The sequence below is a fragment of the Streptomyces sp. NPDC005303 genome, assembly GCF_040607335.1.
In the GTDB taxonomy this organism is placed as follows: Bacteria; Actinomycetota; Actinomycetes; order Streptomycetales; family Streptomycetaceae; genus Streptomyces.
The window spans coordinates 77,011-103,666 of sequence record NZ_JBEXGM010000026.1 but is presented as its reverse complement, the minus strand read 5'-3'; the positions used below and the strand labels follow the sequence as shown (position 1 = coordinate 103,666).

The 26,656-nt window shown below is 71.3% G+C and carries 27 protein-coding genes and 1 pseudogene; 21 read left to right on the top strand and 7 right to left on the bottom strand.

The genetic code is table 11. The features are described from left to right. Nucleotides 1-80 precede the first annotated feature (80 nt). The gene (locus ABZT93_RS29835; RefSeq protein WP_356110582.1) at nt 81-266 is read left to right on the top strand and encodes a hypothetical protein; all 186 of its coding nucleotides are present in this window, start codon (nt 81-83) and stop codon (nt 264-266) included. Nucleotide 267: 1 nt separating this feature from the next. Continuing rightward, complete coding sequence (locus tag ABZT93_RS29830) at nt 268-603, top strand: hypothetical protein (RefSeq protein ID WP_356110551.1); 336 nt, start codon at nt 268-270, stop codon at nt 601-603. 128 nt (nt 604-731) lie between these two features. Here ABZT93_RS29830 and ABZT93_RS29825 read toward each other — a convergent pair whose 3' ends face one another. Beyond that, a complete protein-coding gene (locus ABZT93_RS29825) occupies nt 732-1,145 on the bottom strand; it encodes a TIGR03618 family F420-dependent PPOX class oxidoreductase (RefSeq protein ID WP_356110549.1) in 414 nt (137 codons plus the stop codon). A gap of 127 nt (nt 1,146-1,272) precedes the next feature. Here ABZT93_RS29825 and clpB point away from each other — a divergent pair, with 127 nt between their 5' ends. After that, nucleotides 1,273-3,870 carry an ATP-dependent chaperone ClpB gene (gene clpB / locus ABZT93_RS29820; protein WP_356110547.1) on the top strand — a complete coding sequence of 866 codons (2,598 nt, stop codon included), beginning with the start codon at nt 1,273-1,275 and terminating at the stop codon, nt 3,868-3,870. Nucleotides 3,871-3,907: 37 nt separating this feature from the next. On the opposite strand, the gene ABZT93_RS29815 is transcribed toward clpB, so the two are convergent. Continuing rightward, a complete protein-coding gene (locus ABZT93_RS29815) occupies nt 3,908-4,396 on the bottom strand; it encodes a hypothetical protein (RefSeq protein WP_356110545.1) in 489 nt (162 codons plus the stop codon). Between the two features lie 140 nt (nt 4,397-4,536). Between ABZT93_RS29815 and ABZT93_RS29810 the strand changes: the two genes are divergently transcribed. Next, nucleotides 4,537-5,061, top strand: coding sequence for a YbjN domain-containing protein (locus tag ABZT93_RS29810; protein WP_057614696.1), 525 nt, complete (start codon nt 4,537-4,539; stop codon nt 5,059-5,061). Nucleotides 5,062-5,089: 28 nt separating this feature from the next. Here ABZT93_RS29810 and ABZT93_RS29805 read toward each other — a convergent pair whose 3' ends face one another. Further along, nucleotides 5,090-5,347, bottom strand: a complete 258-nt coding sequence (locus ABZT93_RS29805) for a hypothetical protein (RefSeq protein WP_356110543.1) — start codon at nt 5,345-5,347, stop codon at nt 5,090-5,092. 456 nt (nt 5,348-5,803) lie between these two features. Between ABZT93_RS29805 and ABZT93_RS29800 the strand changes: the two genes are divergently transcribed. Both ABZT93_RS29800 and ABZT93_RS29795 read left to right on the top strand, forming a co-directional pair. Beyond that, nucleotides 5,804-6,301: a DUF397 domain-containing protein gene (locus ABZT93_RS29800; RefSeq protein ID WP_356110542.1), complete on the top strand. Its 498-nt coding sequence runs from the start codon at nt 5,804-5,806 to the stop codon at nt 6,299-6,301. Further along, nucleotides 6,294-7,180 (top strand): annotated as a pseudogene (locus tag ABZT93_RS29795) (hypothetical protein). The gene ABZT93_RS29800 and the pseudogene ABZT93_RS29795 overlap by 8 nt, the downstream one beginning before the upstream one ends. A 106-nt stretch (nt 7,181-7,286) precedes the next feature. Here the strand turns inward: ABZT93_RS29795 and ABZT93_RS29790 are convergent. Continuing rightward, a complete protein-coding gene (locus tag ABZT93_RS29790) occupies nt 7,287-7,745 on the bottom strand; it encodes a DUF4279 domain-containing protein (RefSeq protein WP_356110540.1) in 459 nt (152 codons plus the stop codon). A gap of 260 nt (nt 7,746-8,005) precedes the next feature. Next, on the bottom strand, nt 8,006-9,205 hold the full coding sequence (locus ABZT93_RS29785) for a pyridoxal phosphate-dependent aminotransferase (protein WP_356110538.1): 1,200 nt from the start codon (nt 9,203-9,205) through the stop codon (nt 8,006-8,008). 510 nt (nt 9,206-9,715) lie between these two features. Here ABZT93_RS29785 and ABZT93_RS29780 point away from each other — a divergent pair. Beyond that, nucleotides 9,716-10,486, top strand: coding sequence for a DUF2637 domain-containing protein (locus ABZT93_RS29780; protein ID WP_356110536.1), 771 nt, complete (start codon nt 9,716-9,718; stop codon nt 10,484-10,486). A 374-nt stretch (nt 10,487-10,860) separates the two neighbouring features. On the opposite strand, the gene ABZT93_RS29775 is transcribed toward ABZT93_RS29780, so the two are convergent. Next, nucleotides 10,861-11,304, bottom strand: a complete 444-nt coding sequence (locus tag ABZT93_RS29775; RefSeq protein ID WP_356110534.1) for a hypothetical protein — start codon at nt 11,302-11,304, stop codon at nt 10,861-10,863. Between the two features lie 359 nt (nt 11,305-11,663). Here ABZT93_RS29775 and ABZT93_RS29770 point away from each other — a divergent pair, with 359 nt between their 5' ends. The 11 genes from ABZT93_RS29770 to kynU all read left to right on the top strand — a co-directional run bounded on the left by ABZT93_RS29770 (nt 11,664) and on the right by kynU (nt 22,286). After that, nucleotides 11,664-11,972: a hypothetical protein gene (locus ABZT93_RS29770; RefSeq protein WP_356110532.1), complete on the top strand. Its 309-nt coding sequence runs from the start codon at nt 11,664-11,666 to the stop codon at nt 11,970-11,972. A 402-nt stretch (nt 11,973-12,374) separates the two neighbouring features. Beyond that, nucleotides 12,375-12,899: a DUF2617 family protein gene (locus ABZT93_RS29765; RefSeq protein ID WP_356110531.1), complete on the top strand. Its 525-nt coding sequence runs from the start codon at nt 12,375-12,377 to the stop codon at nt 12,897-12,899. Between the two features lie 89 nt (nt 12,900-12,988). Continuing rightward, entirely contained in the window at nt 12,989-14,623 is a 1,635-nt protein-coding gene (locus ABZT93_RS29760; RefSeq protein WP_356110529.1) for a polyamine aminopropyltransferase, read from the top strand. Nucleotides 14,624-14,705: 82 nt separating this feature from the next. Continuing rightward, nucleotides 14,706-15,473: an SRPBCC domain-containing protein gene (locus ABZT93_RS29755; RefSeq protein WP_356110527.1), complete on the top strand. Its 768-nt coding sequence runs from the start codon at nt 14,706-14,708 to the stop codon at nt 15,471-15,473. A 24-nt stretch (nt 15,474-15,497) separates the two neighbouring features. Then, on the top strand, nt 15,498-16,289 hold the full coding sequence (locus ABZT93_RS29750) for an aldose 1-epimerase (protein WP_356110525.1): 792 nt from the start codon (nt 15,498-15,500) through the stop codon (nt 16,287-16,289). 10 nt (nt 16,290-16,299) lie between these two features. Beyond that, nucleotides 16,300-16,848 carry an orotate phosphoribosyltransferase gene (gene pyrE, locus ABZT93_RS29745; RefSeq protein WP_007383560.1) on the top strand — a complete coding sequence of 183 codons (549 nt, stop codon included), beginning with the start codon at nt 16,300-16,302 and terminating at the stop codon, nt 16,846-16,848. 128 nt (nt 16,849-16,976) lie between these two features. Then, nucleotides 16,977-18,008: a class II fructose-bisphosphate aldolase gene (gene fbaA, locus ABZT93_RS29740; RefSeq protein WP_356110523.1), complete on the top strand. Its 1,032-nt coding sequence runs from the start codon at nt 16,977-16,979 to the stop codon at nt 18,006-18,008. 66 nt (nt 18,009-18,074) lie between these two features. Further along, a complete protein-coding gene (locus ABZT93_RS29735) occupies nt 18,075-19,544 on the top strand; it encodes an MFS transporter (protein ID WP_356110521.1) in 1,470 nt (489 codons plus the stop codon). Nucleotides 19,545-19,683: 139 nt separating this feature from the next. Continuing rightward, on the top strand, nt 19,684-20,097 hold the full coding sequence (locus ABZT93_RS29730) for a DUF3151 domain-containing protein (protein ID WP_266516087.1): 414 nt from the start codon (nt 19,684-19,686) through the stop codon (nt 20,095-20,097). A 160-nt stretch (nt 20,098-20,257) separates the two neighbouring features. Then, entirely contained in the window at nt 20,258-21,100 is an 843-nt protein-coding gene (locus tag ABZT93_RS29725; protein WP_356110519.1) for a tryptophan 2,3-dioxygenase family protein, read from the top strand. Beyond that, entirely contained in the window at nt 21,093-22,286 is a 1,194-nt protein-coding gene (gene kynU / locus ABZT93_RS29720; RefSeq protein WP_356110517.1) for a kynureninase, read from the top strand. The genes ABZT93_RS29725 and kynU overlap by 8 nt, the downstream gene beginning before the upstream one ends. Nucleotides 22,287-22,326: 40 nt before the next feature. On the opposite strand, the gene ABZT93_RS29715 is transcribed toward kynU, so the two are convergent. After that, nucleotides 22,327-22,935: a TetR/AcrR family transcriptional regulator gene (locus tag ABZT93_RS29715; RefSeq protein ID WP_356110515.1), complete on the bottom strand. Its 609-nt coding sequence runs from the start codon at nt 22,933-22,935 to the stop codon at nt 22,327-22,329. Between the two features lie 206 nt (nt 22,936-23,141). Between ABZT93_RS29715 and ABZT93_RS29710 the strand changes: the two genes are divergently transcribed. From ABZT93_RS29710 to ABZT93_RS29700, 3 genes are all read left to right on the top strand, one after another. Then, complete coding sequence (locus ABZT93_RS29710; RefSeq protein ID WP_356110513.1) at nt 23,142-24,158, top strand: alpha/beta hydrolase; 1,017 nt, start codon at nt 23,142-23,144, stop codon at nt 24,156-24,158. A 271-nt stretch (nt 24,159-24,429) separates the two neighbouring features. Continuing rightward, on the top strand, nt 24,430-25,416 hold the full coding sequence (locus ABZT93_RS29705) for an alpha/beta hydrolase (protein ID WP_356110512.1): 987 nt from the start codon (nt 24,430-24,432) through the stop codon (nt 25,414-25,416). Next, nucleotides 25,409-26,650 (top strand): acyltransferase, encoded by a 1,242-nt coding sequence (locus tag ABZT93_RS29700; RefSeq protein WP_356110511.1) that lies wholly within the window; start codon nt 25,409-25,411, stop codon nt 26,648-26,650. The genes ABZT93_RS29705 and ABZT93_RS29700 overlap by 8 nt, the downstream gene beginning before the upstream one ends. Nucleotides 26,651-26,656: the final 6 nt, after the last annotated feature.

Here is a 26,656-nt window from a genome sequence, read left to right as displayed (position 1 = left end):
GTGGCCATGACGTGCCCGAATGAGCCATCGTCTTACTCGACGGGGGAAAAGGGGACCTTCAAGTGAGGACGAAGCCGACTATGCGTAACAGAATGCTTCGCTCGGTGCTTGTCGCCGCCTTCTCCACCGTTGTGGCGCTCGGCGCGTTCGCCGGCCTCTCCGGTGCGAAGAGCGACGTTCATGGAGTGGGTGCCACCGAGACCGCGCAAACCGTGGTACTCGGTGACGAGGCGCAGGCATTCCCGGCGGACACGGTCTGGGACTGACATGACTACTCCACCCGACGACCGCTCCTTCCGTAGAGAAATGGCCACCGCCTACCGCTCCGGCTGGCACTTCATCGACCTCGTCACCGCGATCCCCCACTCCGGTGACTCGTTGATGGTGACCGTGTTCGGTGAACCGGTGGTCGTCACGCGGGACGAGGACGAGGACGTACGGGCGTACCGGTGCCTGCGGCGGCCCCGGGGGGCGCCGCAGCCCGTTCGGTGTGCCATCCGGTACGGAATGATCTTTGTGAACCTGGACCGACGAGACCATCGGCTGGTGGAACCGGAAACCCCCACCCCGCGGGCCATCTCAGCCACCCCCCGCAGTGCCTGACGCGATTCCCCCGTCGTAACAGATCGCTCAGGTACTTCCCCCCGCAGCGGCGTCACCGTGACCTGAACACGGTGACGCCGCTGCAGTTTTGGGCGACATTTCGGGCTATCGGGTGATCGGGCCCTGGCTCAAAAATGCCCCATCGCTCCGGTGAGCGAGATCTCGATGACCACGCGCAGCGGGTTCGGCGCCGGGGTGCGCTCGTAGCGCTCGGCGTACCGCCGCACCGCCTCCGCCACCCGGTCCGGCTCCGTGCGGACGTGCGCCCGCCCCTCCAGCGTGGCCCACCGCCGCCCCGCCACCTGGCACACCGCCACCGCCGCCCCGTCCTCGCCGGCCTCCAGTACGTGCCGTACCTTCGCGCTGGTCCGGCTCGTGATCACCCGGGCGAGACGGGCCTCCGGGTCGTAGGTCACCCCGACGGGCACCACGTGCGGGCTTCCGTCGGGGCGCGGTGTCGTCAGTGTGCACAGATGCCGTTCGCGCCAGAAGCTGAGGAACGGCGGGTCCGGGGAACCCGGATCCTGGGCGTAGGAGGTCATGCCGGGAAAGCTAGTCCCCCCATCCCTCCCGTGGATCGCCTTGAGTGGAATAGACTCAACTTTATGTACGCTGACTGAGTCAGTGCAGGAGTCGGTACAGGAGCGACACCAGGAGGAGTACGGACACGTGGATGCCGAGCTGACCAACCGGAGCCGGGACGCGATCAACGCGGCCAGCAACCGGGCCGTGACCGAGGGACACCCGGACCTCACCCCCGCCCACCTGCTCCTCGCTCTGCTCCAGGGGCAGGACAACGAGAACATCGTCGATCTGCTCGCCGCCGTCGACGCCGACCAGGCGGCCGTGCGGGCCGGGGCCGAGAAGGTGCTCGGCTCGCTGCCCAGCGTGGCCGGGTCCACCGTGGCGCCCCCGCAGCCCAACCGCGACCTGCTCACGGTCATCGCCGACGCGCAGGCCCGCGCCAAGGACCTCGGCGACGAGTACCTCTCCACCGAGCACCTGCTCATCGGCATCGCCGCCAAGGGCGGACCGGCCGCCGAGGTGCTGACCCGGCAGGGCGCCACCCCGGACAAACTTGTAGACGCCTTCCAGAAGGCCAGAGGAGGGCGCAGGGTGACCACCGCCGACCCCGAGGGGCAGTACAAGGCCCTGGAGAAGTTCGGGACCGACTTCACCGCCGCCGCACGGGACGGCAAGCTCGACCCCGTCATCGGCCGCGACCAGGAGATCCGCCGGGTCGTGCAGGTGCTCAGCCGCCGTACGAAGAACAACCCGGTCCTCATCGGCGAGCCCGGCGTCGGCAAGACCGCCGTCGTCGAGGGGCTCGCCCAGCGGATCGTCAAGGGGGACGTGCCCGAGTCGCTCAAGGACAAGCGGCTGGTCGCGCTCGACCTCGGGGCCATGGTCGCCGGGGCGAAGTACCGGGGTGAGTTCGAGGAGCGGCTGAAGACCGTCCTCGCGGAGATCAAGGACTCCGACGGGCAGATCATCACCTTCATCGACGAGCTGCACACGGTCGTGGGCGCGGGCGCCGGCGGTGACTCCTCCATGGACGCCGGCAACATGCTGAAGCCGATGCTGGCGCGCGGTGAGCTGCGGATGGTGGGTGCCACCACCCTCGACGAGTACCGGGAGCGGATCGAGAAGGACCCCGCCCTGGAGCGCCGCTTCCAGCAGGTGCTGGTCGCCGAGCCCACCGTCGAGGACACCATCGCCATCCTGCGCGGTCTCAAGGGGCGCTACGAGGCCCACCACAAGGTCCAGATCGCCGACAGCGCGCTCGTCGCGGCGGCCACTCTCTCCGACCGGTACATCACCTCCCGCTTCCTGCCCGACAAGGCCATCGACCTCGTCGACGAGGCGGCCTCCCGGCTCCGGATGGAGATCGACTCCTCGCCCGTCGAGATCGACGAACTCCAGCGCGGGGTCGACCGGTTGAAGATGGAGGAGCTCGCGCTGGTCAAGGAGACCGACCCGGCCTCCCGTGAGCGCCTGGAGCGGCTGCGCCGCGACCTCGCCGACAAGGAGGAGGAGCTGCGGGGCCTGACCGCCCGCTGGGAGAAGGAGAAGCAGTCCCTCAACCGGGTCGGTGAACTGAAGGAGAAGCTGGACGAGTTGCGCGGCCAGGCCGAACGCGCCCAGCGCGACGGTGACTTCGACACCGCCAGCAAGCTGCTCTACGGCGAGATCCCCACCCTGGAACGGGACCTGGAGGCCGCCTCCGAGGCCGAGGAGGAGGTCTCCAAGGACACCATGGTCAAGGAGGAGGTCGGCGCCGACGACATCGCCGACACCGTCGCCGCCTGGACCGGCATCCCGGCAGGGCGCCTCCTGGAGGGCGAGACGCAGAAACTCCTGCGGATGGAGGAGGAGTTGGGCAAGCGGCTCATCGGCCAGGGGGAGGCCGTGCGGGCCGTCTCCGACGCCGTGCGGCGCACCCGGGCCGGCATCGCCGACCCCGACCGGCCCACCGGCTCCTTCCTCTTCCTCGGCCCCACCGGCGTGGGCAAGACCGAACTCGCCAAGGCGCTCGCCGACTTCCTCTTCGACGACGAGCGGGCGATGGTCCGCATCGACATGAGCGAGTACGGCGAGAAGCACACCGTCGCCCGGCTCGTCGGCGCGCCTCCCGGCTACATCGGCTACGAGGAGGGCGGCCAGCTGACCGAGGCGGTGCGCAGGCGGCCGTACAGCGTGGTGCTCCTCGACGAGGTGGAGAAGGCGCACCCGGAGGTCTTCGACATCCTGCTCCAGGTGCTGGACGACGGCCGCCTGACGGACGGTCAGGGCCGCACGGTCGACTTCCGCAACACGATCCTGGTGCTGACGTCCAACCTGGGCAGCCAGTTCCTGGTCGACCCGATCACCAGCGAGGAGGAGAAGAAGGAACAGGTCCTGGAGGTCGTGCGGGCCTCTTTCAAGCCGGAGTTCCTCAACCGGCTCGACGACCTGGTCGTCTTCTCCGCCCTCACCAAGGACGAGCTCGGCCGGATCGCCCGCCTCCAGATCGACCGGCTCGCGCAGCGCCTCGCCGAGCGCCGGCTCACCCTGGAGATCACCGACGCGGCCCTGGACTGGCTCGCCGTCGAGGGCATGGACCCGGCCTACGGCGCCCGCCCGCTGCGCCGCCTCGTCCAGACCGCGATCGGCGACCGGCTCGCCAAGGAGATCCTGTCCGGCGAGGTCAAGGACGGCGACACGGTCCGGGTGGACGCCTTCGGCGACGGCCTGATCGTGGGACCGGCGACCGGCAAGACGCTCTGAGGGGTGTGGCGGGGGCCGTGCCGGCTCCCGCCGCCTCTCACAGGGTGAACGCCACGAACCGCACCTCGGACCACTTGCGGCTGTCGTGGGTGATGTCGATCTGCACGGATGCCCGCTCCCCGGCGACCGGGCCCGCGCTCAGGCACGCGTCGACCTGGGCGTCGCCGCACTGGGTGGTGCGCAGTTCCGGCCCCTGCGGGAAGCTGGCCGCCACCCAGGCGTCGATCTCGTCGCGCGGCATCCGGAAGCGGGCCGTGTAGCGGGGTTCAGGCCCGGCGTCGAGCCCGCACCAGGCGTCGTGCGCCCCCTCTGGCAGCTTCGCCCCGCCGAAGGCCAGGGCCTCGGCGCACGAGGTCTTCTTCACGTCCGAGGCGACCGAGTCGTCGGTGAACAACCAGGCGACCAGCAGCGCGATCAGGGCCGCCACCACCAGCGTCGGCACGGCCAGGATCGCCAGGAAGACCCCCCATCTGGTCCCGCCCGGCCCGCCCTGTTCCGCCACCGTTTCGATGTCCGTCTGCGTCATGCGTTCCCCCAATGGTCGAACCCAGTTCTACCGGGCTGACCGGATCATGTCAGCCCTGGGAGGACAGGGTCGGTCTGGGCTTGCCACCCCCCTCCCCGGATGGGGGAGGATGGCAGGATCCGTACGAAGGGAAATTCACGGTGACCATCGACCCGTCCTCGATTCCGAACTTCGGGGGCCAGCCCGAGCCGCAGCAAGGACCGGCGGGCCCCGTCGTCCCGGATCAGGATCTTGTGAAGCAGCTCCTCGACCAGATGGAGCTGAAGTATGTCGTCGACGACGAGGGTGACCTCGCGGCGCCGTGGGAGCAGTTCCGTACGTATTTCATGTTCCGCGGCGAAGGCGACCAGCAGGTCTTCTCGGTACGGACGTTCTACGACCGCCCCCACCAGATCGACGAGAAGCCCACGCTGCTGGAGTCCATCGACGACTGGAACCGGCGCACCCTGTGGCCCAAGGTCTACAGCCACACCCATGACGACGGCACCGTCCGTCTGATCGGCGAGGCGCAGATGCTCATCGGCACCGGCGTCAGCCTGGAGCACTTCGTCTCCTCGACCGTCAGCTGGGTGCGCGCCGCCATCGAGTTCGACAAGTGGCTCGTCGAGCAGCTCGGTCTCGAGGAGGACGTCAACGACGCCGAGAAGCCCGAGGACGACGAGTAGACGTCCTCCCACCACCGGCGCACATCGGCTACGGGGGCGTATCGGCGATCACGACCGGATACGCGCCGTAGGCGAACGAGAGCCCGGCCAGGGCACCGGCCACCACGGCCGCGTGCCAGGGCCGGGCTCTGGTCGTCCGCACCAGCGCCCGCGCGAGCGGCAGCGGCAGCGGGACCCCGCAGCAGCGGGAGCGGGGCGCGGTCGGCGAGCAGCAGCGCGTACGGGAGTACGGCGGCGGCGACCAGCAGCAGCGCCATCGGGAGACGAGACGGTCGCCGTGCAGCACCAGATGCCGTACGAACTCCAGCGAGAGCCCCGGCGGAGGTCGAAGCGGGAGCCCCAGCGGCGCCGCACCGTGAAGTAGCCGCCGAGCAGGTCGCCCTCGCGGTGGCCGACCCACAGCACATACCCGAGCCGGCCCGGCGGGGCGAGTGCGGCGGCTGTCCACAGCCTGTGGGTAACTTTTCCGCACCGACGCCGGGCTCGTACGCCGCGGTGGCGAGCACCGCCGCCGACACCGCGAACCCGTTCGGGCTGGAGAAGCCCGCGAGGGCCGCCAGGATGCCGGCCCACACCCACCGCCCGGCCAGCACGGCCTACAGCGACCACGCGGCGAAGGCCGTCAGCACCGGTTCCGTGTACGCCATCGCCCGCGCGACCGAGTGCGGCAGCAGGCCCCACAGGAGCACCAGGGTGGCTGGCGGCCACGGCACGTCCGTGCAGACGCAAAGCGAGGGCATGGATGCCCGCGGCCGCGCTCCACGACACCAGCAGGGCCGCCGCGCCCGGGTCCGCAGGCGGCGACTGCGTGGAGGTGGCCGACGGACTGAGCGAGACCGTCGTCCCCGTCCGTGACAGTAAGGTCCCGCACGGTTCGGCACTGTGCTTCGAGGCCACCGCCTCGGGCGGCTTTCATAGGCGGGTTGAAGCTCGGAGGCCACTGTCACTGAGCCCGCCGGGCTCTGGTCACCGTCCACGTTCCGGGCTCACCGGACCCTTGTCCCCGAGGGCCCGGCAAGCCACTGACCTCCCCAAAGAACCGGGGGAAAGAACTACCCGCCCACCCACCCTCCCCGGCCGCACGGCTCGCGTCACTCGTCCGAGTGACCGGCTTGCGGGCGTGGGATGCGGGCGGTTACGTTCGCCGCGACAACAGCACACAGACTTCGGCCCCCGCCGGGACGGCAATCCCGAACGAGGGCCTGACCGATCGAGAAGGAAACAGCTTCCCGATGGCTGACCCGCAGTCTAACGCGCCCTCGCGCGCCGACGCCGGAGCTCCGACCTCCGGCGTGATCCACGTCCGCACCCGGCTGACGGCCGACTTCACGGTGATCTCCAACGCCCTCGCCCAGCGACGCGGCAGCGCGGTCACGGTCGGCGTCGCGGCGTACATCTCCTCACTGCCCGACGGTTCGTCCGTGACCATCCCAGCCCTGTGCCAGCACTTCAGCGAGGGCGAGATCCTGATCTCCCGGGCGCTCAGGGAGCTGGAAGCGGCCGGTTACCTGGAGCGCCGCCGCGAGCGGACGGCCACCGGGCACGTCCGTACCCGCACGTACTTCTACGACGTCCCCGGCGGCGATCCGGACACGGACCCGGACGGGCCTCCCGAGCCGTCGAAGCCGCGCAGACCCCGAAAGCAGGGCGCCGCCGCTGCCGTCACACCCGCATCCTCGCCCGCCGAGGAAATGGTGGCCGCGCCCGTAGCAACCGTGGTGAAGGCTCCCGTCCCGCTCGCCGACGCCGACCCCCGAGCCGTCACTGTGCTCACCACCCTGCGCCGGATCGACCCCCGCCTCGTCCTCTCCGAGCAAGAAGCCGCACGCCTCGCCCCGGCCGTCACCCGGTGGCTCGCGGCGGGCCTCTTGCCCACGCACATCACGGACCACCTCACCGCACGGCTCCCGGACCACTTCCTCACCCGCCCGGTCGGCATCCTCGCCTATCGGCTCAAGGAGACTCTTCTGCCGGTACCGACCAGAAGCGCGGAACCCCCCGGGCGCCGATGGTCGTGCCCATGCGGAACTGCGACGGCTGCGACAGAGGATTCCGTTCGGTGGGACCCCGCCGTTGCCGGGACTGCCGGGCCGAGGACCAACTCCGTGCGGCTGGCTGAGCCGATGTCGGCGCCGAGAGGAGGTGGGGCATGGTCGACAGCTTCAACGACGGGCTTCTGACGCCCGCGGAGACCGCCTCCTACCTCGAGATTCCGCAGTCGACCCTCACCTGGGGTCTTCGGCTCCGGCCATGTCGTACTCGTCGATGTCGAGCTCGGCGCCGGTGGCGCCGAGGAAGTCCAGGACCTTGCGGTCCAGGTGCCAGCCGAAGAGGTTGGGGGCATCCGCTGCGCCGGGATGTGCTTGGCCGGTGTCGTTGAAGTAGCGCACGATGTGGAGTACTGCCGTGCCGCCGGTGCGGGCCAGGTGCCGGGTGAGGTCGCAGATGCGGTCCGTGTGGGGCTGGAGCCTGTCGAGAACGCGGGAGATCTGCTCGTCGACGCGCAGACCCGGCTCCCGGCAGACCACCATCCACGAGTGGTCGACCGGAACCACCGTCGGCTCGGTGAACCGGCTGCCGCGAACAGTCACCTCGTCAGGGGTGATGCCCAGCCGGAAGGTCATGTCGTCTGCCGGGGTGTGCCGGCTGGACAGCGCGAAGTAGGCGTACTGGCGAAGTGGCATCCCGTGGAGGATAGCCGCGCGGGAGATGGGCCGACCGTGATTATGCGTGCCCAGCACTCGGGCGGCCGCGGTGACCGGAGGCCGTGACCTCGTGACACCGTCGGTCACAGATCAGGGCCCAGATGACGTCGGCGCGCGGGCGCTGGCACGGCCTGGACGTGCTTCTTCCCCTCAGCGTGTTTGTGGCCGTCATGGTCCACCCCCGGCACAGCAGGGGGCTGATCGCCTCGGTCGAGGCGAAGAACCACTTGGCCGTGAGTTCACCCGGCCAGGCTTCGCAGCCGGCCGACCGCCTCGTGGAGGACGTCGTCCTTCTTGCAGAATGCGAAGCGGACCTGGCTGCGGCCGGCGTCGGGGTCGTCGTAGAAGACGGAGTTGGGGATGGCGACGACGCCGCAGCGTTCGGGCAGGGCGCGGCAGAAAGCGTGGGCGTCCTTCTCGCCGAGCGGGGTGATGTCGGTGGTGATGAAGTACGTGCCCTGGGTCCGGTAGACCTCGAACCCGGCCGCGCGCAGGCCGTCGCCGAGCAGGTCGCGCTTGCGTCGGAGGTCGGCGCGGATGCCGTCGAAGTACGAGTCCGGCAGCCGGAGCGCTTCGGCTACCGCGTACTGGAAGGGGCCGGACGCGACGTAGGTCAGGAACTGCTTCGCCGAGCGGACGGCGGCGGTAAGGGCCGGGGCCGCGGTCACCCAGCCGACCTTCCAGCCGGTGAAGGAGAAGGTCTTGCCGGCCGAGCCGATCGTGACCGTGCGCTCCCGCATGCCGGGGAAGGTCGCGAGGGGGAGGTGTTCGGCCTCGTCGAAGACCAGGTGCTCGTACACCTCGTCCGTGACCACCAGCAGGTCCCGCTCCACGGCCAGTTCGGCGATCGCTGTCAGCTCCTCGCGGGTGAGGACGGTGCCGGTGGGGTTGTGCGGGGTGTTGATGAGGAGGAGGCGGGTCCGGTCGGTGACCGCGGCGCGCAGTTCGTCGAGGTCCAGGCGGAAGCCGGCACCCCCGTCGAAGTGGGGCCGCAGGGTGACCGGGACCCTGGTCCCGCCCGCCATCGCGATACAGGCCGCGTAGGAGTCGTAGTACGGCTCCAACGCGACGACCTCGTCCCCCGGCTCCACCAGCGCGAGCAGAGCGGCGGCGATGGCCTCCGTGGCGCCCGCCGTGACCAGGACCTCGGTGTCGGGGTCGTGGGCCAGGCCGTAGCGGCGCTCCTGGTGGGCGGCGATCGCCGTGCGCAGCTCCGGGACGCCCGGGCCCGGTGGGTACTGGTTGCCGCGTCCGTCGCGCAGCGCTCGCACGGCCGCCTCCCTGACCTCCTCGGGGCCGTCCGTGTCGGGGAAGCCCTGCCCCAGGTTGATCGAGCCGGTCCGCAGGGCCAGGGCCGACATCTCGGCGAAGATCGTCGTCCCGAACTCGGCGAGACGGCGGTTCAGCAGGGGGCGCGCGCTGGAGGTCATGCCGGTCATCCTGCGCCCAAGCCCTCGGGTTCCTCAACTCCGGGCGCCCGGCCTGCCGATGAATTACTTTTCTGCTTACTGAGATTTAAAAGACAACCCGCTCGAACCATAACGTGCCGTCCGGGGCGCGGATTACACAAATAGAAAACATCATCAACGTTTTCCCGCCGCTTCGGTCACTCATTTGCCGCGCAACTGGTGGAGTGGGCGGGGCGTTAGCAGCACATGACGAAACCAAGGCCCCTTGACCTGCCTCGCCGCGGAGCGAGGACGGAGAACCTGTCCGCTGCCGGTGATGTGACAGTGGGCAATTACACCTATACGCCTGGTAGGGCGTTCTCCACACTGGGTGGCGCCCTGTGCGGGGAAGAGGCGGGGGTCGAAACCCGGGTCACCGAGTCGCTGCTCGTCGAGTTTCTCGAACTGTTGGACGCGGCCCAGGCGGAACTCAATCAGCGGTGGAGTGGTCAGAGAAATTCTGACTGCCACGCGGACCGTGTGTGACCTGGGTGAATTCCCATGACTCACGATTACGCGGATCTCTCGTTCACACAGCGTGCATGGCACCCCGAGGCATATCCGTTCGGGTCGGGCACCGGCTGGCACGGCGGTCCCGTCGACGCCCTGCACTCGGGCGTCCCCCTGGAACCCCCTGATACCGGGTGGGACCCGGCCGAGGAACTCGCCTATCTCCTGCAGGACGCCGTACCGGCGGAGCGGCCGACCGTCGTGCCGCCGCCGGGCAGCAAGCCGCCGGCCGGCGTCCAGTTCACCGACCCGTTGGAGGAACTGGGGCAGCCCACGGCGCAGTTGCCGCCGATCCGGCGTTCTTCTTCGGGACATCGCAAGACTCGGGTCCGCAAACTTCGACTCAAATGGTTGCAGACCGGCAGCTTTGTGATCGTCGCCTTCGTTGCCGTCATCACGATGACGGTCAGTGTCGTCGGGGCCATGTCGGCCTACGCCCCTCTGCAGCACATCGGGTCCGGCACAAAGGGCGCGCAGATCACCTGGTTGCCTGTTCTGGTATACGGCCCCTGGATTGTGGCCTCCCTCTCCATTCTGCGCACCGCCCTGCATCAGCGCCGAGCTTTCCACTCGTGGTTCGTCGTTCTCATTTTTTCTGCTGTTGCGATGATGCTGTGCGTGGCTCAGGCCGAGCGCACCTTCGCCGATATCGCCGGAGCGGCCCTGCCTGCCATCGCATCCCTGGCGTGCTTCCAGCAACTTGTCCGACAGATCACGCTGACCCTGCCGCCGCGAAAGAGCGCCTCCCGCCATCGGCATTAGCGAACGAGGTGCGCAGGCCCCCGACGGATGAGGGCTTCCGCATGCTCCGGACGCGGAGAAGATCACGGCCGCCTGTCGGGGCCGGATGCGGCCTGCGTCAGGGCGAGGTGTTCGAGCTGGCTGAGGACGCCATCGACACCGACGGCCGCACGCTTCACGTGGTCCGGCAGATCAAGCACGTGGAGGGGCACCGGTGTTCGCCCTCCCCAAGGGCGGCAAGAAGGGGGACGTGCCGGAAGGGCCGAAGGTGTCCGCCCGGCTGATCTTCACGGCGGAGCGAGGGGCATGGTCTGGCGCGGCAACTTCAACGGCGGGCGAGAACACGCAAACGCTCGGCTGGGGGTTTCCCCAGCCGAGCGCCGTACGCCTCGGGATCAGGCCGGCGGGCCGTCGAAGGAGGACCACTCGGTCCAGGCGGCGTTGGGGTTTTCGCTTACCTTCCACGAGGACACCGAACCGGAGTCGGTGCCGACCACGATCTGCAGACGGCCGTCCGTCAGGGTGGCCACGCCCACGCTGCGGGCCGAACCCGGCAGGTTGTTGAACTTCGTCCAGTCGGCCCAGGCGGCGCTCGCGTCGGTGGTCACCTTCCAGGTGGTCCACAGCTCGCCGGTTTCGGTCACGGCGAAGATCTGCGGCCGTTGGTCCGGGAGCGGGGCCGCGGCAAGCGACACCACGTGGCCGTGGTCGAAGTTGAACGGCTGCCAGTTGGTCCAGGCGGCACTCGCGAGCTCGCTCACCTTCCAACGGGTGAACAGCCCATGGCCGCTTCCCGCGAACACTTGCGGACGGCCGTCCGTGAGCCGAGCCGAAGTCATGCTTCGAACAGACATGTGATCCCTCTCCTGTCCAGCGCCCAGGCTGGGCGTTCACACCCCCCGCGTCCCTCCCTCCGTTCCAGCGTTCGTGCGGCCGCACCAATCCGCAAGTCGGGCACTACTGGGGGCAGGCGGCGGTTCACCGCGCTGGAAGATCACGGCCCCCAGACGGCCCAGTGACCCACGGGCGGCCCCTGAACTGCCCTTATGTGCAGGTCAGGGGTCGTTGGCCGGAGAGAAGCCTCTGAAGTTCCTCAACTCTGCTTTGGCGCGTGCCGCGGAAGGGCATCTCCAGCTCACGCAACCGGCGAGGCGCCCACGGGGGGTCGCTTCGGGGGGTAACGGAAGGAGGGTGAGCCATGGTCATCGGCATCATCCTGGCGGTGTTCGCGGCCCTGTTCGTGGGGGCCGTCGTGTCGGGCGCGAACAAGAAGAAGCACATCAAGTCGGTCAAGTCGGTCCACGGCGGCCGGTCCCGGGCGCACCGGGACAGCTGGTGGGCCGGCGGGGCGGGGGGCGCCGGTTCGTCGTGCGGTACGTCCGGCGGCAACTCCGGTGGTCACTCCGGTGGTCACTCGTGCGGTGGTGGGCACTCCTGCGGCGGTGGGTCGTCCTGTGGTGGCGGGTCGTCCTGCGGCGGCGGGGGCGGATGCGGGGGAGGCAGCTGACACGGGGCAGCTGAGCTCCGCCAGGGGGAACCGCATCCGAAACCGGGGGAGCGGGGGAATGCGGGGGCGTGGGGCCGGACCTGGGTCGGGCCGCACGCCCCCGCTTGTCGCTGTTTCACTCCAGTGCTCCGGCGCACACTCCGGCCGCCGTGGCGCGCGCCGTGGTTGAACAGTTGAGCTGGGGAGCCCACCCAGGGATGGAAACCGCACGAAGTTGGGTAAAAACGCTGTGGCGGCACCACTGTTCATGATTCCCTCTAAACCACCAACGCAGCCCCTCGGACGTCCCACGGACACGTCCTGACCTCCCAACTGGGCTGACCGGGCCGATCCCCCCCACAGTCGCCCGGGTGCGCCGGAACCCCACACCACCCTTTCTTTGCGTGCTAGCGGAGCCGATCCATGCTCACGACCCTGAACACCTCGTACACCGACACGCGCGCGGCCGATCTCGCCTGGGCCCTGGGACGCGAGCCGCTGCCCGCCCTCGCCACGCTCGACCTCGAAATCGCCGGGGCGAAGATTCAGTTGAGGCTCCTCGGCGCGTCCCACCAAGTGCTCCTGGAGGAGGGGCGGCGCACATGTTCGGAGACGGTGGCGTGCATCGCCGGCAGCAGTACGCCGCTGCCGCTGGGCGTGGCCAAGCGAGTGGGGGACTGGGAGTACGAGTTCGCCGCGCGCGTGGAGGCGTTGACGCCATGTCAGTTCGCGGGGCGGGCGCAGGAGTTGCTCGCGCTGGTGTCCGACCATCCGAACGGTCTTGCCGGTGTCTTTCCGGGCAGCCCGCACGCGTTCACGGCACTGCTGGCCCAGCGGTACGACGGGCAGGTGCACTGGCGGACCTGGCACGCGTATCCGCAGGACGGGCAGTTGGTGGCCACCTGGACGCGCGTCGGGATCCGGGTCCCGGTGGGGACGTCCGGCTGAGCCAGGCAAACCCCGCGTTTCCCGGTTCGCTCCCGGTTCCACACGTGTGGGTGACGAAGCGTGCCGTAGACGTGACGTAACGTCGCACCGTGATCGAGCCGCACGCCCCCGCTCCGCCCGGCGCTCCGCCGCCCTGGGCCGGGCCCGCGCGGCTGCCGGTCCGGCAGGGCACCGGGCGCTTCCTCGTGCTCGCCTGCGTCTTCGTCTGCGCGGCCTGCGGACTGGTGTACGAGCTCGAACTGGTCGCCCTGGCCTCCTACTTGATCGGCGACTCGGTCACCCAGGCCTCCGTGGTGCTGTCCGTCATGGTCTTCGCCATGGGCATCGGCTCGCTGGCCGCCAAGCGACTGCGCCGGCACGCGGCGGCGGCCTTCGGCGCGATCGAGGCCCTCCTCGCGCTGGTCGGCGGGTGCAGTGCGATGGTGCTCTACGCCGTGTTCGCGTGGACCGGGGACTGGGGCGGGCTGTGGGCGAGCGGTCCGCGCTGGCTCCTGGTCGCCTTCTCCCTCGCCATCGGTCTGCTCATCGGCGCCGAAGTACCCCTGCTGATGGAACTGATCCAGCGCATCCGCCGCCAGGACGCGGGCGGCGCGGTGGCCGACCTGTTCGCGGCGGATTACGTCGGCGCGCTGGTCGGCGGCCTGGCCTTCCCCTTCCTCCTGCTGCCCCTGCTGGGCCAGTTGACCGGCGCGATGCTCACCGGCGCGGTCAACGCGGTCGCGGGCGGCGCCCTGGTCCTCGGCCTGTTCCGCCGCGACCTGACCCGCCGGGCCCGCTGGCTGCTGCTGGTCGCCAACCTCGCCGTGCTCGGCGTCCTCGCCACCGCCACCGTCCTCGTCGACGACTTCGAGCAGGCCGCGCGGGAGGCGGTCTACGGCAAGGACGTGCGCGTCGCCCTCCAGACCGGCGTCAGGGAGATCGCCCTCACCGGCGGCACCGGCGGCCGCCCCCTCGACCTCTACCTCGACGGCCGCCTGCGGGTCAGCGGCGCCGACCAGGACCGGTACCACGAGGCCCTCGTCCACCCCGCGATGAACGGCCCCCACGCGCGCGTGCTCGTCCTCGGCGGCGGTGACGGCCTCGCCGCCCGCGAGGTGCTGCGCCACCCGGACGTGCGGCGGGTCGACATCGTCGCACTCGACGGCGCGGTGGTGGACCTGGCCCGCAGCGACCCGGCACTCTCCCGGCTCAACGGCCATGTCTACGGCGACGCGCGCGTCCACGTGAGCACACAGGACGCGTTCCGCCGGCTGCGGACATCGGCGCCCGTGCCGTCGTACGACGTGGTGATCGCCGATCTGCCCGACCCCGGTGTCACCGCCAGCACCAAGCTGTACTCGGAGGAGTTCTACGGCCTCGTCCGCCGCGTGCTGGCTCCCGAGGGCCGCCTGGTCGTGCACGCGGGCCCGGTCGCCTCCCGCCCCCAGGACTTCTGGACCGTGGAGGCGACCCTGCGCGCGGCAGGCCTGCGCACCACGCCCTACCGCGTCGGCGGGTGCCGCTCCGCCGCGGATTCCGACCGCACGGCCCAAACGTCCCGCACCCCCCGCGACTGGGGTTTCGTGCTGGCGTCGCGGGAAGCGCGCCCGATGCTCGGCCTGGACCCCCGGGGCCCGAAGCCGACGACCCTGACGCGGAAGTCCCTGCGGGCGGCGCAACGGGCGGCGGAGGCGACCCGGGTCGCGGTCCCGGCGGCCTCGACATTGGTGCATCCGCGCTACTGACACCCGCCCCGGGACGGAAGAGCGCTGTCACTTTCGACCAACGGGGGTGCACGACCGGCGCCCGTGGGTAGGCTCGGCAACCATGGAGCATGAGGTGTTCGTTCCGGTTCCGGTCGAGCGGCTGAGGCAGGCCCTGGGGGACCCCCTCAGGGTGGCCCGGGCGGTTCCCGGGCTCCAGCAGGACGCCGGCGCGGACCCCGTCGCAGGGCGCCTGAAGGTGCGGGTCGGCAGCCACTCCATCACCTACCGGGGCGCGGTACACGTCTCCGCCCGGGACGACGGTTCCTACTCCGTCGAGGGCGAGGCGGGCGAGACCCGCGGCGCCGGCTCGGTCAAGCTCGCCCTCACCCTCCGCCTGCGCGACACGGACGGCGGCACGACCCTCACCTTCGACGCCACGGCCACGGCGGACGGCCGCGTCACGGAACTTCCCCAGGACGCGGTGAGCTCCGCGGTCGTACGCCTGCTGAACCGTTTCGCGGAGGCGCTGGGCGAGACGGAAGCGGACGCGGAACCGGACCAGCCGACGGAGGAGCCGGAGAAGCGGGAGACCTCCGAGACCGTGGAGGCTCCCGAGGCCGTGGAGACCTCCGACGAGCCCCCGGCGCCCCTGGTTGACGACTTCACCGAACCCGCCGGCCCCCCGGCCGAGGCGGCCCACGCCCGCCGCACGATGATCGGCCGCAGCGCGGAGGAGGTCGACCACGCGCCCCCGAGGGGCCGCTACGCCCCCGTCCCCGCTCCCCAGACGGTGGCCTCGGGCGCGGCCCTGCGCTGGGCGGCACCGGCGGCGGCAGTGGTCCTGGCATCGGCGATCGTGGTGGGAAGGGCACTGAGGAAACGCCGTTGAGGAGCTGTTGAGTAGGGTCGTGCCGTGAGCCAAGAAGACATCACGCTGACCGCGGGTGACGCGGAAGTGACCTTGCAGCCGGGAAACGGCGGACGGGTCGGGGGACTTCGGGTCGGGGGCGCGCAACTGCTGCGCCAGGGCGAGCGCTTCGGCTGCTTCCCGATGGTCCCCTGGTGCGGCCGCATCCGGGACGGACGCTTCCGCGACGGGGCCGACGTCCACCAGCTGCCGCTCAACTCCCCGCCCCACGCCATCCACGGCACGGCCCGCGACGGCGCCTGGAGCATCGCCCGCACGAGCACCGACGAGGCGGTCCTCACGTACGACCTCGTCGAGCCCTGGCCCTACCCGGGCCGCATCACCCAGATCGCGGCGCTCACCCCGGACGCCTTGACGCTCACCATGTCCGTCGAGACGTACGACTCCTCCTTCCCGGCCCAGATCGGCTGGCACCCCTGGTTCAACCGCACCCTCGACGGCGGGGAGCCGGTCCGGCTCGACTTCACCGCGGCCTGGCAGGAGGAGCGCGGCGAGGACCACCTGCCCACCGGCAACCGCGTCGACCCGAAGCCCGGCCCCTGGGACGACTGCTTCGGCATGCCCGACGGCGTCGACGTCACCCTCACCTGGCCCGGTCGGCTGGAGCTGAAGGTCGCCAGCCGCGAGGAATGGGTGGTGGTCTACGACGAGCAGGAGGCCGCCGTCTGCGTGGAGCCGCAGACCGGGCCGCCCAACGGACTGAACACGCTGCCGCGCCTGGTCACGCCCCTGGAGCCGTTGGAGGCCTCGACGACCTGGAGCTGGCGCCGCCTCTAAGCTGACAGGCATGACGGACGTACGCGGCGAGCTGCTGCAGCAGATCAAGGACAAGGCCGTGGTGCACGGCAAGGTGACCCTTTCATCGGGCCTGGAGGCCGACTACTACGTCGACCTGCGCCGCGTCACCCTCGACGGCGAGGCCGCCCCGCTGGTCGGGCAGGTGCTCCTGGACCTGACCGCGGACCTGGAGTTCGACGCGGTCGGCGGCCTGACCATGGGCGCCGACCCGGTCGCCGGCGCCATGCTGCACGCGGCCGCCGCGCGCGGGAAGCGCCTGGACGCCTTCGTCGTCCGCAAGGCGGCCAAGGCGCACGGCATGCAGCGGCGCGTGGAGGGCCCCGACATCGCGGGCCGCCGGGTCGTGGTCGTCGAGGACACCTCCACCACCGGAGGCTCCCCGCTCGAAGCGGTAGCGGCGGTGCGCGAGGCGGGCGCCGAGGTCGTCGCCGTCGCCACGATCGTCGACCGGGCGACGGGCGCCGCCGAGAAGATCGAACAGGGCGCGGGTGTGCCGTACCGCTTCGCCTACTCGAAGGACGAGCTGGGCCTGGACTGACCACGGGATGGACCATCCGGCCGAGTCTGGAAAGATGGGGCCGACGATGACGTCGAACCCCCACACAAGGTCTAGGTCAGGGCCGTAAGCACGCAGTACGCCAACCCGCAGATACAAGGAGCGGACACATGCCGATCGCAACCCCCGAGGTCTACAACGAGATGCTCGACCGGGCGAAGGCAGGCAGGTTCGCCTACCCGGCCATCAACGTGACCTCGACCCAGACCCTGCACGCTGCGCTGCGCGGCTTCGCGGAGGCCGAGAGCGACGGCATCATCCAGATCTCGACCGGTGGTGCCGAGTTCCTGGGCGGTCAGTACAGCAAGGAGATGGTCACGGGTTCCGTGGCCCTCGCCGAGTTCGCGCACATCGTCGCCGAGAAGTACCCGGTCACCGTCGCCCTGCACACCGACCACTGCCCCAAGGACAAGCTCGACGGGTACGTACGCCCGCTGCTCGCCGTGTCCGAGGAGCGGGTCAAGGCCGGCGGCAACCCGCTGTTCCAGTCGCACATGTGGGACGGCTCGGCGGAGACCCTCGCCGACAACCTCTCCATCGCCCAGGAGCTCCTGGAGCGCGCCCGCGCCGCCAAGATCATCCTCGAGGTCGAGATCACCCCGACCGGCGGCGAGGAGGACGGTGTATCGCACGAGATCAACGACTCCCTCTACACGACGGTCGACGACGCCATCCGCACGGCCGAGGCGCTGGGCCTGGGCGAGAAGGGCCGCTACCTGCTGGCCGCCTCCTTCGGCAACGTCCACGGTGTGTACAAGCCGGGCAACGTCGTTCTCCGCCCCGACCTGCTGAAGGAGCTGAACGACGGCGTCGCCGCCAAGTTCGGCAAGCCGGCCGGGTCCCAGCCCTTCGACTTCGTCTTCCACGGCGGCTCCGGCTCCACGGAGGAGGAGATCCGCACCGCGCTGGAGAACGGCGTGGTCAAGATGAACATCGACACCGACACGCAGTACGCCTTCACGCGTCCGGTCGCCGACCACATGTTCCGCAACTACGACGGCGTCCTGAAGGTCGACGGCGAGGTCGGCTCCAAGAAGACCTACGACCCGCGCACCTGGGGCAAGCTCGCGGAGGCCTCGATGGCCGCCCGCGTCGTCGAGGCCACGCAGAACCTGCGCTCGGCGGGCACGAAGATCAAGTAAGCCTCCTCACGGCTGATTGTGGTGAGCCCGGTGCTACGGCACCGGGCTCGCTGTATACCTGGGGTCATGCCCGACGTCCGGCTGGCCTCGCCGCAAGGCAAGTGGATCCTGCTCACCACCGTCCTCGGCTCCAGCATGGCGCTGCTGGACTCGACCGTCGTCAACGTCGCCCTGCCGCGCATCGGCCGCGACCTGGACGCCGACCTCGCCGCCCTTCAGTGGACGGCCAACGCGTACATGGTGACGCTGGCCGGGCTGATCCTGCTCGGCGGCTCCCTCGGGGACCGGTACGGCCGCCGCAAGGTCTTCGTGGTGGGCGTCGTGTGGTTCGCGGCGGCCTCGCTGCTGTGCGGGCTCGCCCCGAACGCCGGTGTCCTCGTCGCCGCCCGGGCCCTCCAGGGAGTGGGCGGCGCCCTGCTCACGCCCGGGTCCCTGGCCCTGATCCAGGCCTCCTTCCATCCCGACGACCGGGGCCGGGCCGTCGGCCTGTGGTCCGGGTTCGGGGGCATCGGGGCGGCGGTCGGGCCCTTCGTGGGCGGCTGGCTGGTGGACGGGCCGGGCTGGCGGTGGGTGTTCCTGCTCAACGTCCCGCTGGCGCTGGTGTGCGCGCCGATCGCCGTACGGCATGTGCCCGAGTCCGCGGACGGACGCAAGGATCACGGGCGCTTCGACGTGCTCGGCGCGGTCCTCGGCGCGCTGGCGCTCGCGCTGGTGACGTACGCGCTGATCGAGGCCCGCTCCGGCTCCCTGCTGGTCGCCGTCACGGCGGTCGCGGGTGTGGGGGCCGGGGTGGCCTTCGTCGCCGTGGAGAAGCGACGGCCCGATCCGATGATGCCGCTCGGGATCTTCGCGTCCCGGCAGTTCACGGCCGTCAATCTGGTGACCCTGTGCGTGTACGCGGCCTTCGGCGGGTTCTTCTTCCTGGCCGCGCTCCAGCTCCAGGTGGTGGTCGGCTGGTCCGCCCTCCAGGCGGGTACGGCGCTGCTGCCGACGACCGCCCTCATGCTGCTGTTCTCGGCCCGCTCGGGCGCCATGGCCGACCGCATCGGGCCGCGTATCCCGCTCACGGTCGGCCCGCTGCTGTGCGCGGCGGGGATGCTGCTGATGCTGCGGGTCGGGCCGGACGCCTCGTACCTGGCCGACGTCCTGCCCGCGCTGCTCGTCCTCGGCACCGGCATGGTCGCGCTCGTCGCCCCGCTGACGGCGACCGTGCTGGGGTCGGTGGACGTCGTGCGGGCGGGTCTGGCGAGCGGGATCAACAACGCGGCGGCGCGGGCGGCGGGCCTGATCGCGGTGGCCGCGTTGCCGCTGGTCGCGGGGATGGGCGAGGAGGCTTATCTGTCGCCCACGGCGTTCGACAGTGCGTTCGGGCGGGCGATGGTGGTGTGTGCGGGGGTGTTGGTGATGGGTTCCGTGGTGGCTTTCGCCGCGGTGCGGTCGCTGCCGCCGGGATGCCGTCGGCCGGAGTGCCGTACGCACGGGGCCGTGCTGTCGCCGCCGCTGGAGGGGGAGAGGGCGCGGGGGCGGTTGTCGTAGATCGGCTGCGGCTGCGTTGTGGCTGGTCGCGCAGTTCCCCGCGCCCCTGAGTGGGTGCGGTGAAGCCGGTTGAGCAGTGCCCGCCTGTTTCCACGGACCCGCAGCCGAAATCCTGGCGTCGGCGAGGGAGACTGGACCCATGTCCATTCACGAGAACCTCCTCGGGGGTCCGCCCCCGACCCACCTCCCCGACGACCCGGAGCCCCGTGAGCTCCTGGCGAACGGCACCGCGCCGGCGGATGTCGCCGCGAAGTACCCGACCTCCTCGCTGGCCTGGGCCCAGCTCGCCGACGAGGCGTTCGAGCGGGGCAGTGTCGTGGAGTCGTACGCCTATGCCCGTACGGGCTACCACCGCGGCCTGGACTCGCTGCGCCGCAACGGCTGGAAGGGCCACGGGCCGGTCCCGTGGGAGCACGAGCCGAACCGCGGCTTCCTGCGCGCCCTGCACGCCCTCGCCCGTGCCGCCGGTGCCATCGGCGAGCAGGCGGAGTACGAGCGCTGCTCGCAGTTCCTGAAGGACTCCTCGCTCACGGCGGCCGAGACGCTGGGCTGAGCCCGGGCCGATCCGTCCCCGCTTTCCGGGCCCGCCTGTGTGACCAGGCGGGCCTTGCCATTTCCGGTGAGCATGGAAGAGGATGCCCGGCGGGGACCGGGGCCCCGTGTCGGTAACGGCAGGGCGGACCGCTACCCGGAGTACACAACAGGAGACAGCGATGTCGTCCCAAGAGGCTCAGGAAACGCAGGAGCCGGAGACCCCGCATCTCGACTTCCAAGGCACGACGCCGTACGAGGACTACGTCAAGGCGGACGTGCTCACCCACCTCCAGCACACCCTCTCCGACGATCCCGGAGAGATGGTCTTCCTGGTCACGACCCAGGTCATGGAGCTGTGGTTCACCGTCATCGTGCACGAGTGGGAGACCGCGGCCGCCGCGCTGAGCTCCGACGACGTGCCCACGGCCGTCGCCGCGCTGAAGCGTTCCGTACGCGAACTGGAGGCGCTGAACGCCTCCTGGAAGCCGCTCGGCCAGCTCACGCCCGCGCAGTTCAACTCCTACCGCTCGGCGCTCGGCGAGGGCTCCGGCTTCCAGTCGGCGATGTACCGCCGGATGGAGTTCCTGCTCGGCGACAAGTCCGCGTCCATGCTCGTCCCGCACCGGGGCGCGCCCCGCGTCCACGCCGAGCTGGAGAAGGCGCTGCACGAGCCGAGCCTGTACGACGAGGTGCTGCGGCTGCTCGCGCGGCGCGGGCACGCGATCCCCGCCGCCGTGCTGGAGCGGGACGTCTCGCGCCGCTACGAGCCGTCGGACGAGGTCGAGGCCGCCTGGACGGCCCTGTACTCCGGTCCGGAGGACGCCGAACTCGCCCGTCTCGGCGAGGCGTTGACCGACGTCGCCGAGCTGGTGTGGCGCTGGCGCAACGACCATCTCGTCGCCACCCGCCGCGCGATGGGCTCCAAGGCCGGCACGGGCGGCTCCGCCGGGGTGGCCTGGCTGGAGAAGCGCGCGCAGAAGAACGTGTTCCCGGAGCTGTGGACGGCGCGGTCCCATGTCTGAACTTGCCCTGCGAGCAGAGAAGCTGGACGGCTCCGACGAACTGGCGGGCGTGCGCTCCCGGTTCGTCCTCGACGACGTCGTGTATCTGGACGGGAACTCGCTGGGCGCCCTCCCGGCCGCCGTCCCGGGGCGCGTCGAGGATGTCGTACGCCGTCAGTGGGGGTCCTTGCGGATCCGGTCCTGGGACGAGAGCGGCTGGTGGACCGCGCCCGAGCGGATCGGCGACCTCCTCGCTCCGCTGGTGGGGGCGGCGGCCGGGCAGATCGTGGTCGGCGACTCGACAAGTGTCAACGTCTTCAAGGCACTTGTGGGCGCGGTACGGCTCTCGGGCGGTCCGGCTTCCGGTCGTGACGAGGTGGTCGTCGACGCGACCACCTTCCCCACGGACGGGTACATCGCCGAGTCCGCGGCCCGGATGACGGGCTGCACCCTGCGCGCGGTGACCCCGGCGGAGGTGCCGGGCGTGCTGAGCGACCGTACGGCGGCCGTTCTGCTCAACCACGTCGACTACCGCACGGGCCGACTCCACGACCTGCCCGGACTCACGGCCGCCGCGCACGCTGCGGGTGCGATCGCCGTCTGGGACCTGTGCCACAGCGCGGGCGCCCTGCCGGTCGGTCTCGACACGCACGGTGTCGACCTCGCGGTCGGCTGCACCTACAAGTACCTCAACGGCGGCCCCGGTTCACCGGCGTACCTCTATGTGCGCCGCGAGCACCAGGACCGCTTCGACTCCCCGCTGCCCGGCTGGAACTCCCATGTGGAGCCCTTCGGGATGCGGCCGTCCTACGAACCGGCGCCGGGCGCGCTGCGCGGTCGCGTCGGCACCCCGGACATCCTCTCCATGCTCGCCCTGGAGGCGGCGCTGGAGGTCTGGGACGGGGTGTCGGTCGAGGCGGTGCGCGCCAAGTCCCTCGCCCTGACGGACTTCTTCCTGGAGTGCGTCGCGTCGTACGTCGGTGAGGGGCGCGTCGAGTGCGTGACTCCCTTGGCCCACGGGGAGCGGGGCAGCCAGGTCGCGCTGCGCTGCGAGGACGCGGGCGAGGTGATGAAGCGGCTCGTCGAGCGGGGTGTGGTGGGCGACTTCCGGCACCCGGACGTGCTGCGGTTCGGATTCACGCCGTTGTACGTCGGGTTCGCGGACGTGGAGCGGGCGGCGCGGGTGCTGGCGCAGACGCTCGGCTGACCCGTCCGTCTGCCCCGTCCGTCCGACCCGTCTATCGCCGTCAGTCCTGCGTGACGTAGACCCCCGCCTTCGCCGCCGCGAGCGCTGCGTCCGCCGCGCGTTCGGCGGCGGCGGGGGCGGGGGCGGTCCCGGTGGTGAGCAGGCCGTAGTAGAGGGGGGCCGAGACCGCCCGTACGACCGTCGCCGGGTCCGTCCCGGGCGGCAGCTCCCCGCGGGCGACGCCCTCGGTCACACAGGGGGCCCACTCGGCGACCCGTACGTCGTAGAAGTGCCGCAGCGCCTCGGCCGTCCGCGCGTCGCAGGTCGCGGCGGCGATGACGGCGCGGAACAGCGCGCCCTGCCGGGGGTCGGCGAGCGTGCGCTGGACCAGCGAGGCGTTGGCCCGCAGGTCGTCGCGGACCGAGCCGGTGCGGGTGCGGGGCAACGACTGCTCGGCCATGTCGGCGAGCAGGTCGGCGACCAGCGCGGTGACCGTGCCCCACCGCCGGTACACGGTCGTCTTGCCGACGTCCGCGCGCCGGGCCACCTCCGCGAGGTCGAGGCGGTCGAAGCCCTGCTCGGCGAGCACGTCTCCGGCCGCCCGCAGCACGGCCGTACGGACACGCGCGGTACGCCCTCCGGGACGCACGGTGCCGGGTTCGGCGGACATGTCGGACTCCTCGGTCTGCTCGGGATCCGCGGGACGGGCCCGTCGTCAGCGTAACGGAACAGCAGAACCGTTTAACCCTCACCGAGCGTGACATCCTCTTGTCCGCGCACGTCATGGGCCTGATACCGTCCCGGCCAACGGCCGAATTCTCTTCCAGGATGCTTTCACGGTCCGTCAGATCCGTTTCGTCGCTGAGAGGTTGGAGCATGCCGGACGACGCCGTAGCCCGTGCCGCCGCAGAAGCCCGTGTCGCGGCAGAAGCCCGTGCTGCGGCAGAAGCCCGTTCCGCGGCCGAGGAGGAGTCGGCCTTCTCGCACCCGGCGGTCGCCCCCGACGCCACCGCGGCCTACGGCGACGACCCCGACCAGGTGATCGACTTCTACGCCCCACGCGTGGCGGTGTCTCCCGGGGGCGGTCTCGCGCCGCTGGTCGTCGTCCTGCACGGCGGGGCGTGGCGGGCGCCGTACGACCGGCGGCATGTGACGCCGTTCGCGGACTTCCTGGCCCGGCGCGGGTTCGCGGTGGCCAACGTGGAGTATCGGCGCGGTGGGGCGTCCGTTCCCGTTCCTGCGCAGGGTGCCGCGGCCGGGGGTGGTGTGGGTGGCGTCGGCGCGGGTGATGCCGGTACGGGTGTTGTCGGTTCGGTCGGCGTCGGGCCCGTGGCCGGTCGCTGGCCCGAGACCTTCGACGACGTGGCCGGCGCGATGGACGCGCTGCCCGGGCTCGTCCGGAAGTTCCTCCCGCAGGGAGACCCGCGCCGCATGGTGGTCACCGGTCACTCCGCGGGCGGCCACCTGGCGCTGTGGGCCGCGGCCCGGCACCTCCTGCCGACCGACGCCGCGTGGCGCATCGACCGGCCGGTGCCCCTGCGCGGGGTCGTCGCCCTCGCCCCGATCGCCGACTTCACGGTCGCCGACAAGCTGGACGTGTGCGGCGGAGCCTGCCGTCAACTCCTGGGCGGAGAAGAGCAGTTCGCCGCGCGCGTGCCGTACGCCGACCCGGCCCTGCTGCTGCCCACCGGCATCGCGACCACCCTGGTCCAGGGCCGCACCGACACGGTCGTCCCGCAGGCGGTCGCCGAGGGGTACGCGGACGCGGCGGCCAAGGCGGGCGAGGTCGTGGGCCTGACGCTGCTCGAGGACGTCGGCCACTTCCCCCTGATCGACCCGGCCGCGGACGCCTGCGCGGTGGTGGCGGAGGAGATCGCGCAGCTGGCGTGGTGATGTCGGAGGCGGTCGCGCGGCCGGCGTGGTGAGGTCGGAGGCGGTCGCGCGGTTTGGCGGCTGTCTCGGGCCCTCCCGGTGATACCCGTAATACCTGAGAGCTACGACGCCAGTGAGCTCCCTGGCGTGACGCGGACGACAGCCGCAGCTCCGTAACTTCCCATCCGGACAAGCCCGATGGCCGGGCTCGTCCGAACGGGGAGGGACGAGGACTGTGGGGAGCAGCTGGAGGGGTCGGCGCGAGGGCCGCGGTGACGCGCGGCAGCACAGGGTGGACGACCGTGGCGAGCCCACGCACCGGCGCTTCCAGCGATGGCGCCGGGCCCTCCTCGCCCTGCTCGTCACCTCGGCGGTGGTGGTCCCGCTCTCCGCGGCCGCCCGCCCCGAGATCCCGTCCCCGCCACCCGCCGCGCTCCCGAAGCCCACCGCCACCACCCTCGGCGAGATCTACGCCGCCAACAGTGCCAACGCCGCCGAGGCCGCCCGCGTGGCCGCCGCCCACGGCGACACCCACCGCGCCGCGGCGGACCGGGAGTTGGCCGTCCCCACCCGCCACCTGCTCACCTTCGACGGCCGGGGCCCCGGAAAGGCGACCGAGGTCTTCGGCGACCTCGCCCGCGCCGACCATGTGGCCGTCCTGGTCCCCGGCTCCGACACCTCCCTGGACACCTACGACCGCTTCCGGGCGACGGCGGCGGCCCTGCGGCGGCAGCTCACCGTCACCGCCCCGTCCGGCACCCGGACCGAGGTGGTCGCCTGGCTCGGCTACCGCACCCCGGCCACCCTCAGCACCACGGTCCTGACCGCGGGCCGGGCCGATGAGGCGGCCCCCCACCTGCGCGCGTTCATACGGCAACTGCACGGCGTCGTCGGCCCGGCCACCACCGTCTCCCTCGTCTGCCACTCCTACGGCACGGTGGTCTGCGCCCGGGCCGCGGCTCACCTGGACATCGACGACCTGGCCCTCGTCGGCAGCCCCGGCACCGGAGCGGACACCGCCCCCGCCCTGCACACCCCCGCCCGGATCTGGGCTGCCAGGGGCAAGGACGACTGGGTCGCCGAGGTCCCCCACGTCAGGACCGGCCTCTTCGGAGTCACCGTCGGCTTCGGCACCGACCCGGTCTCGCCGGCGTTCGGCGCCCACGTCTTCGCCGCCGGAAAGGGCGGTCACAGCGACTACTTCAGCCCGGGCTCGGACTCCCTGACCAACCTCGCCCGGATCGTCCTCGGAGACACCGCGGAGGTGACCCGTGTCTGAGACCCACCACACCCGGGGCGGCATACGCACCGGCATACGCAGGGGCGCTGACGGCATACGCCGGGCCGCCGAGCGGATCGACGCGGCGACACCTCCCGAGCGGGACCGTGCCGTCGACGCCCTGCGCGCCTTCGCGATCCTCGGCGTCGTCCTCGGCCACTGGCTGGTGACGGCCCTGGTCGCGGACGGGGCCACCCTGCACACCGCGAGCCCGCTGCAGCACATGCCATGGCTGGCCCCGATCTCCTGGGCCTTCCAGACACTGGCCGTGTTCTTCCTGGTCGGGGGCCATGTGGCGACCCGCGGTTACACCTCGGCACGCGCCCGCGGGACGACGTACCGACAGTGGCTGACGAGCCGTCTGTCCCGGCTGTTCAAGCCGGTGGCCGTGGTCCTCGCCCTGTGGACGGTGGCCGCGACGGCACTGCTGCTGACGGGCGCCCCGTTCGAGACCGTCCGCACCCTGGTCCGGCTCGCCCTGTCGCCGATGTGGTTCCTCCTGGTCTTCGGTGCCCTGACGGCCGCGACCCCGCTGCTGCTGCGGCTCCACCCGCTGTGGCCACTGGCCGTCGTCCTGCATGTGGACCTCGTGCGCTTCGGGCTGGGTGGCCCGGACTGGCTCGGCTGGGTGAACCTGGCGGCCGGCTGGCTGGTCCCGTACACCCTGGGTGCCGCGTGGACGCGGGGCGAGCTGGAGGGGCGGCGTGCCGGGTGGGTGCTGCTCGGGGGCGGTGCGGTGGCGACCGCGGTGCTCGTCGGGTGGGCCGGGTATCCGGCGTCGATGGTCGGGGTGCCGGGCTCGTCGGTCTCCAACCTGAATCCGCCCACGCTGGCCGCCGTCACCTTCGGCATGGCCCAGTGCGGTCTGGCCCTGCTGCTGCGCGACCGGTTGCGCGACGGGATGCGACGCCCCGCGGCCTGGGCGGCGGTGGCTCTGGTCAACCTCTCCGCGATGACGATCTTCCTGTGGCACCAGACGGCACTGATGGCCACCACGGCCACCGGTCTCGCCGTGGGCCGGCTGCCTGGCCTGCACACCGTGCCCGACGGACTCGGCTGGGTGGCGGCCCGGCTGGCCTGGCTCCCGGTGTTCGTGCTCGTCCTGGCGGTGTGCCGGTCGGCCTTCAGGACCTTCGAGCAGGGGCCGCGCCGCGTAGGGGGCCGTCCGTCACGGGTGATCCGTGTCCACCCCCGAACCGAGCGGACGGCGGCGAAGGAGGCGCGTCGTGCCTAGGGTGGT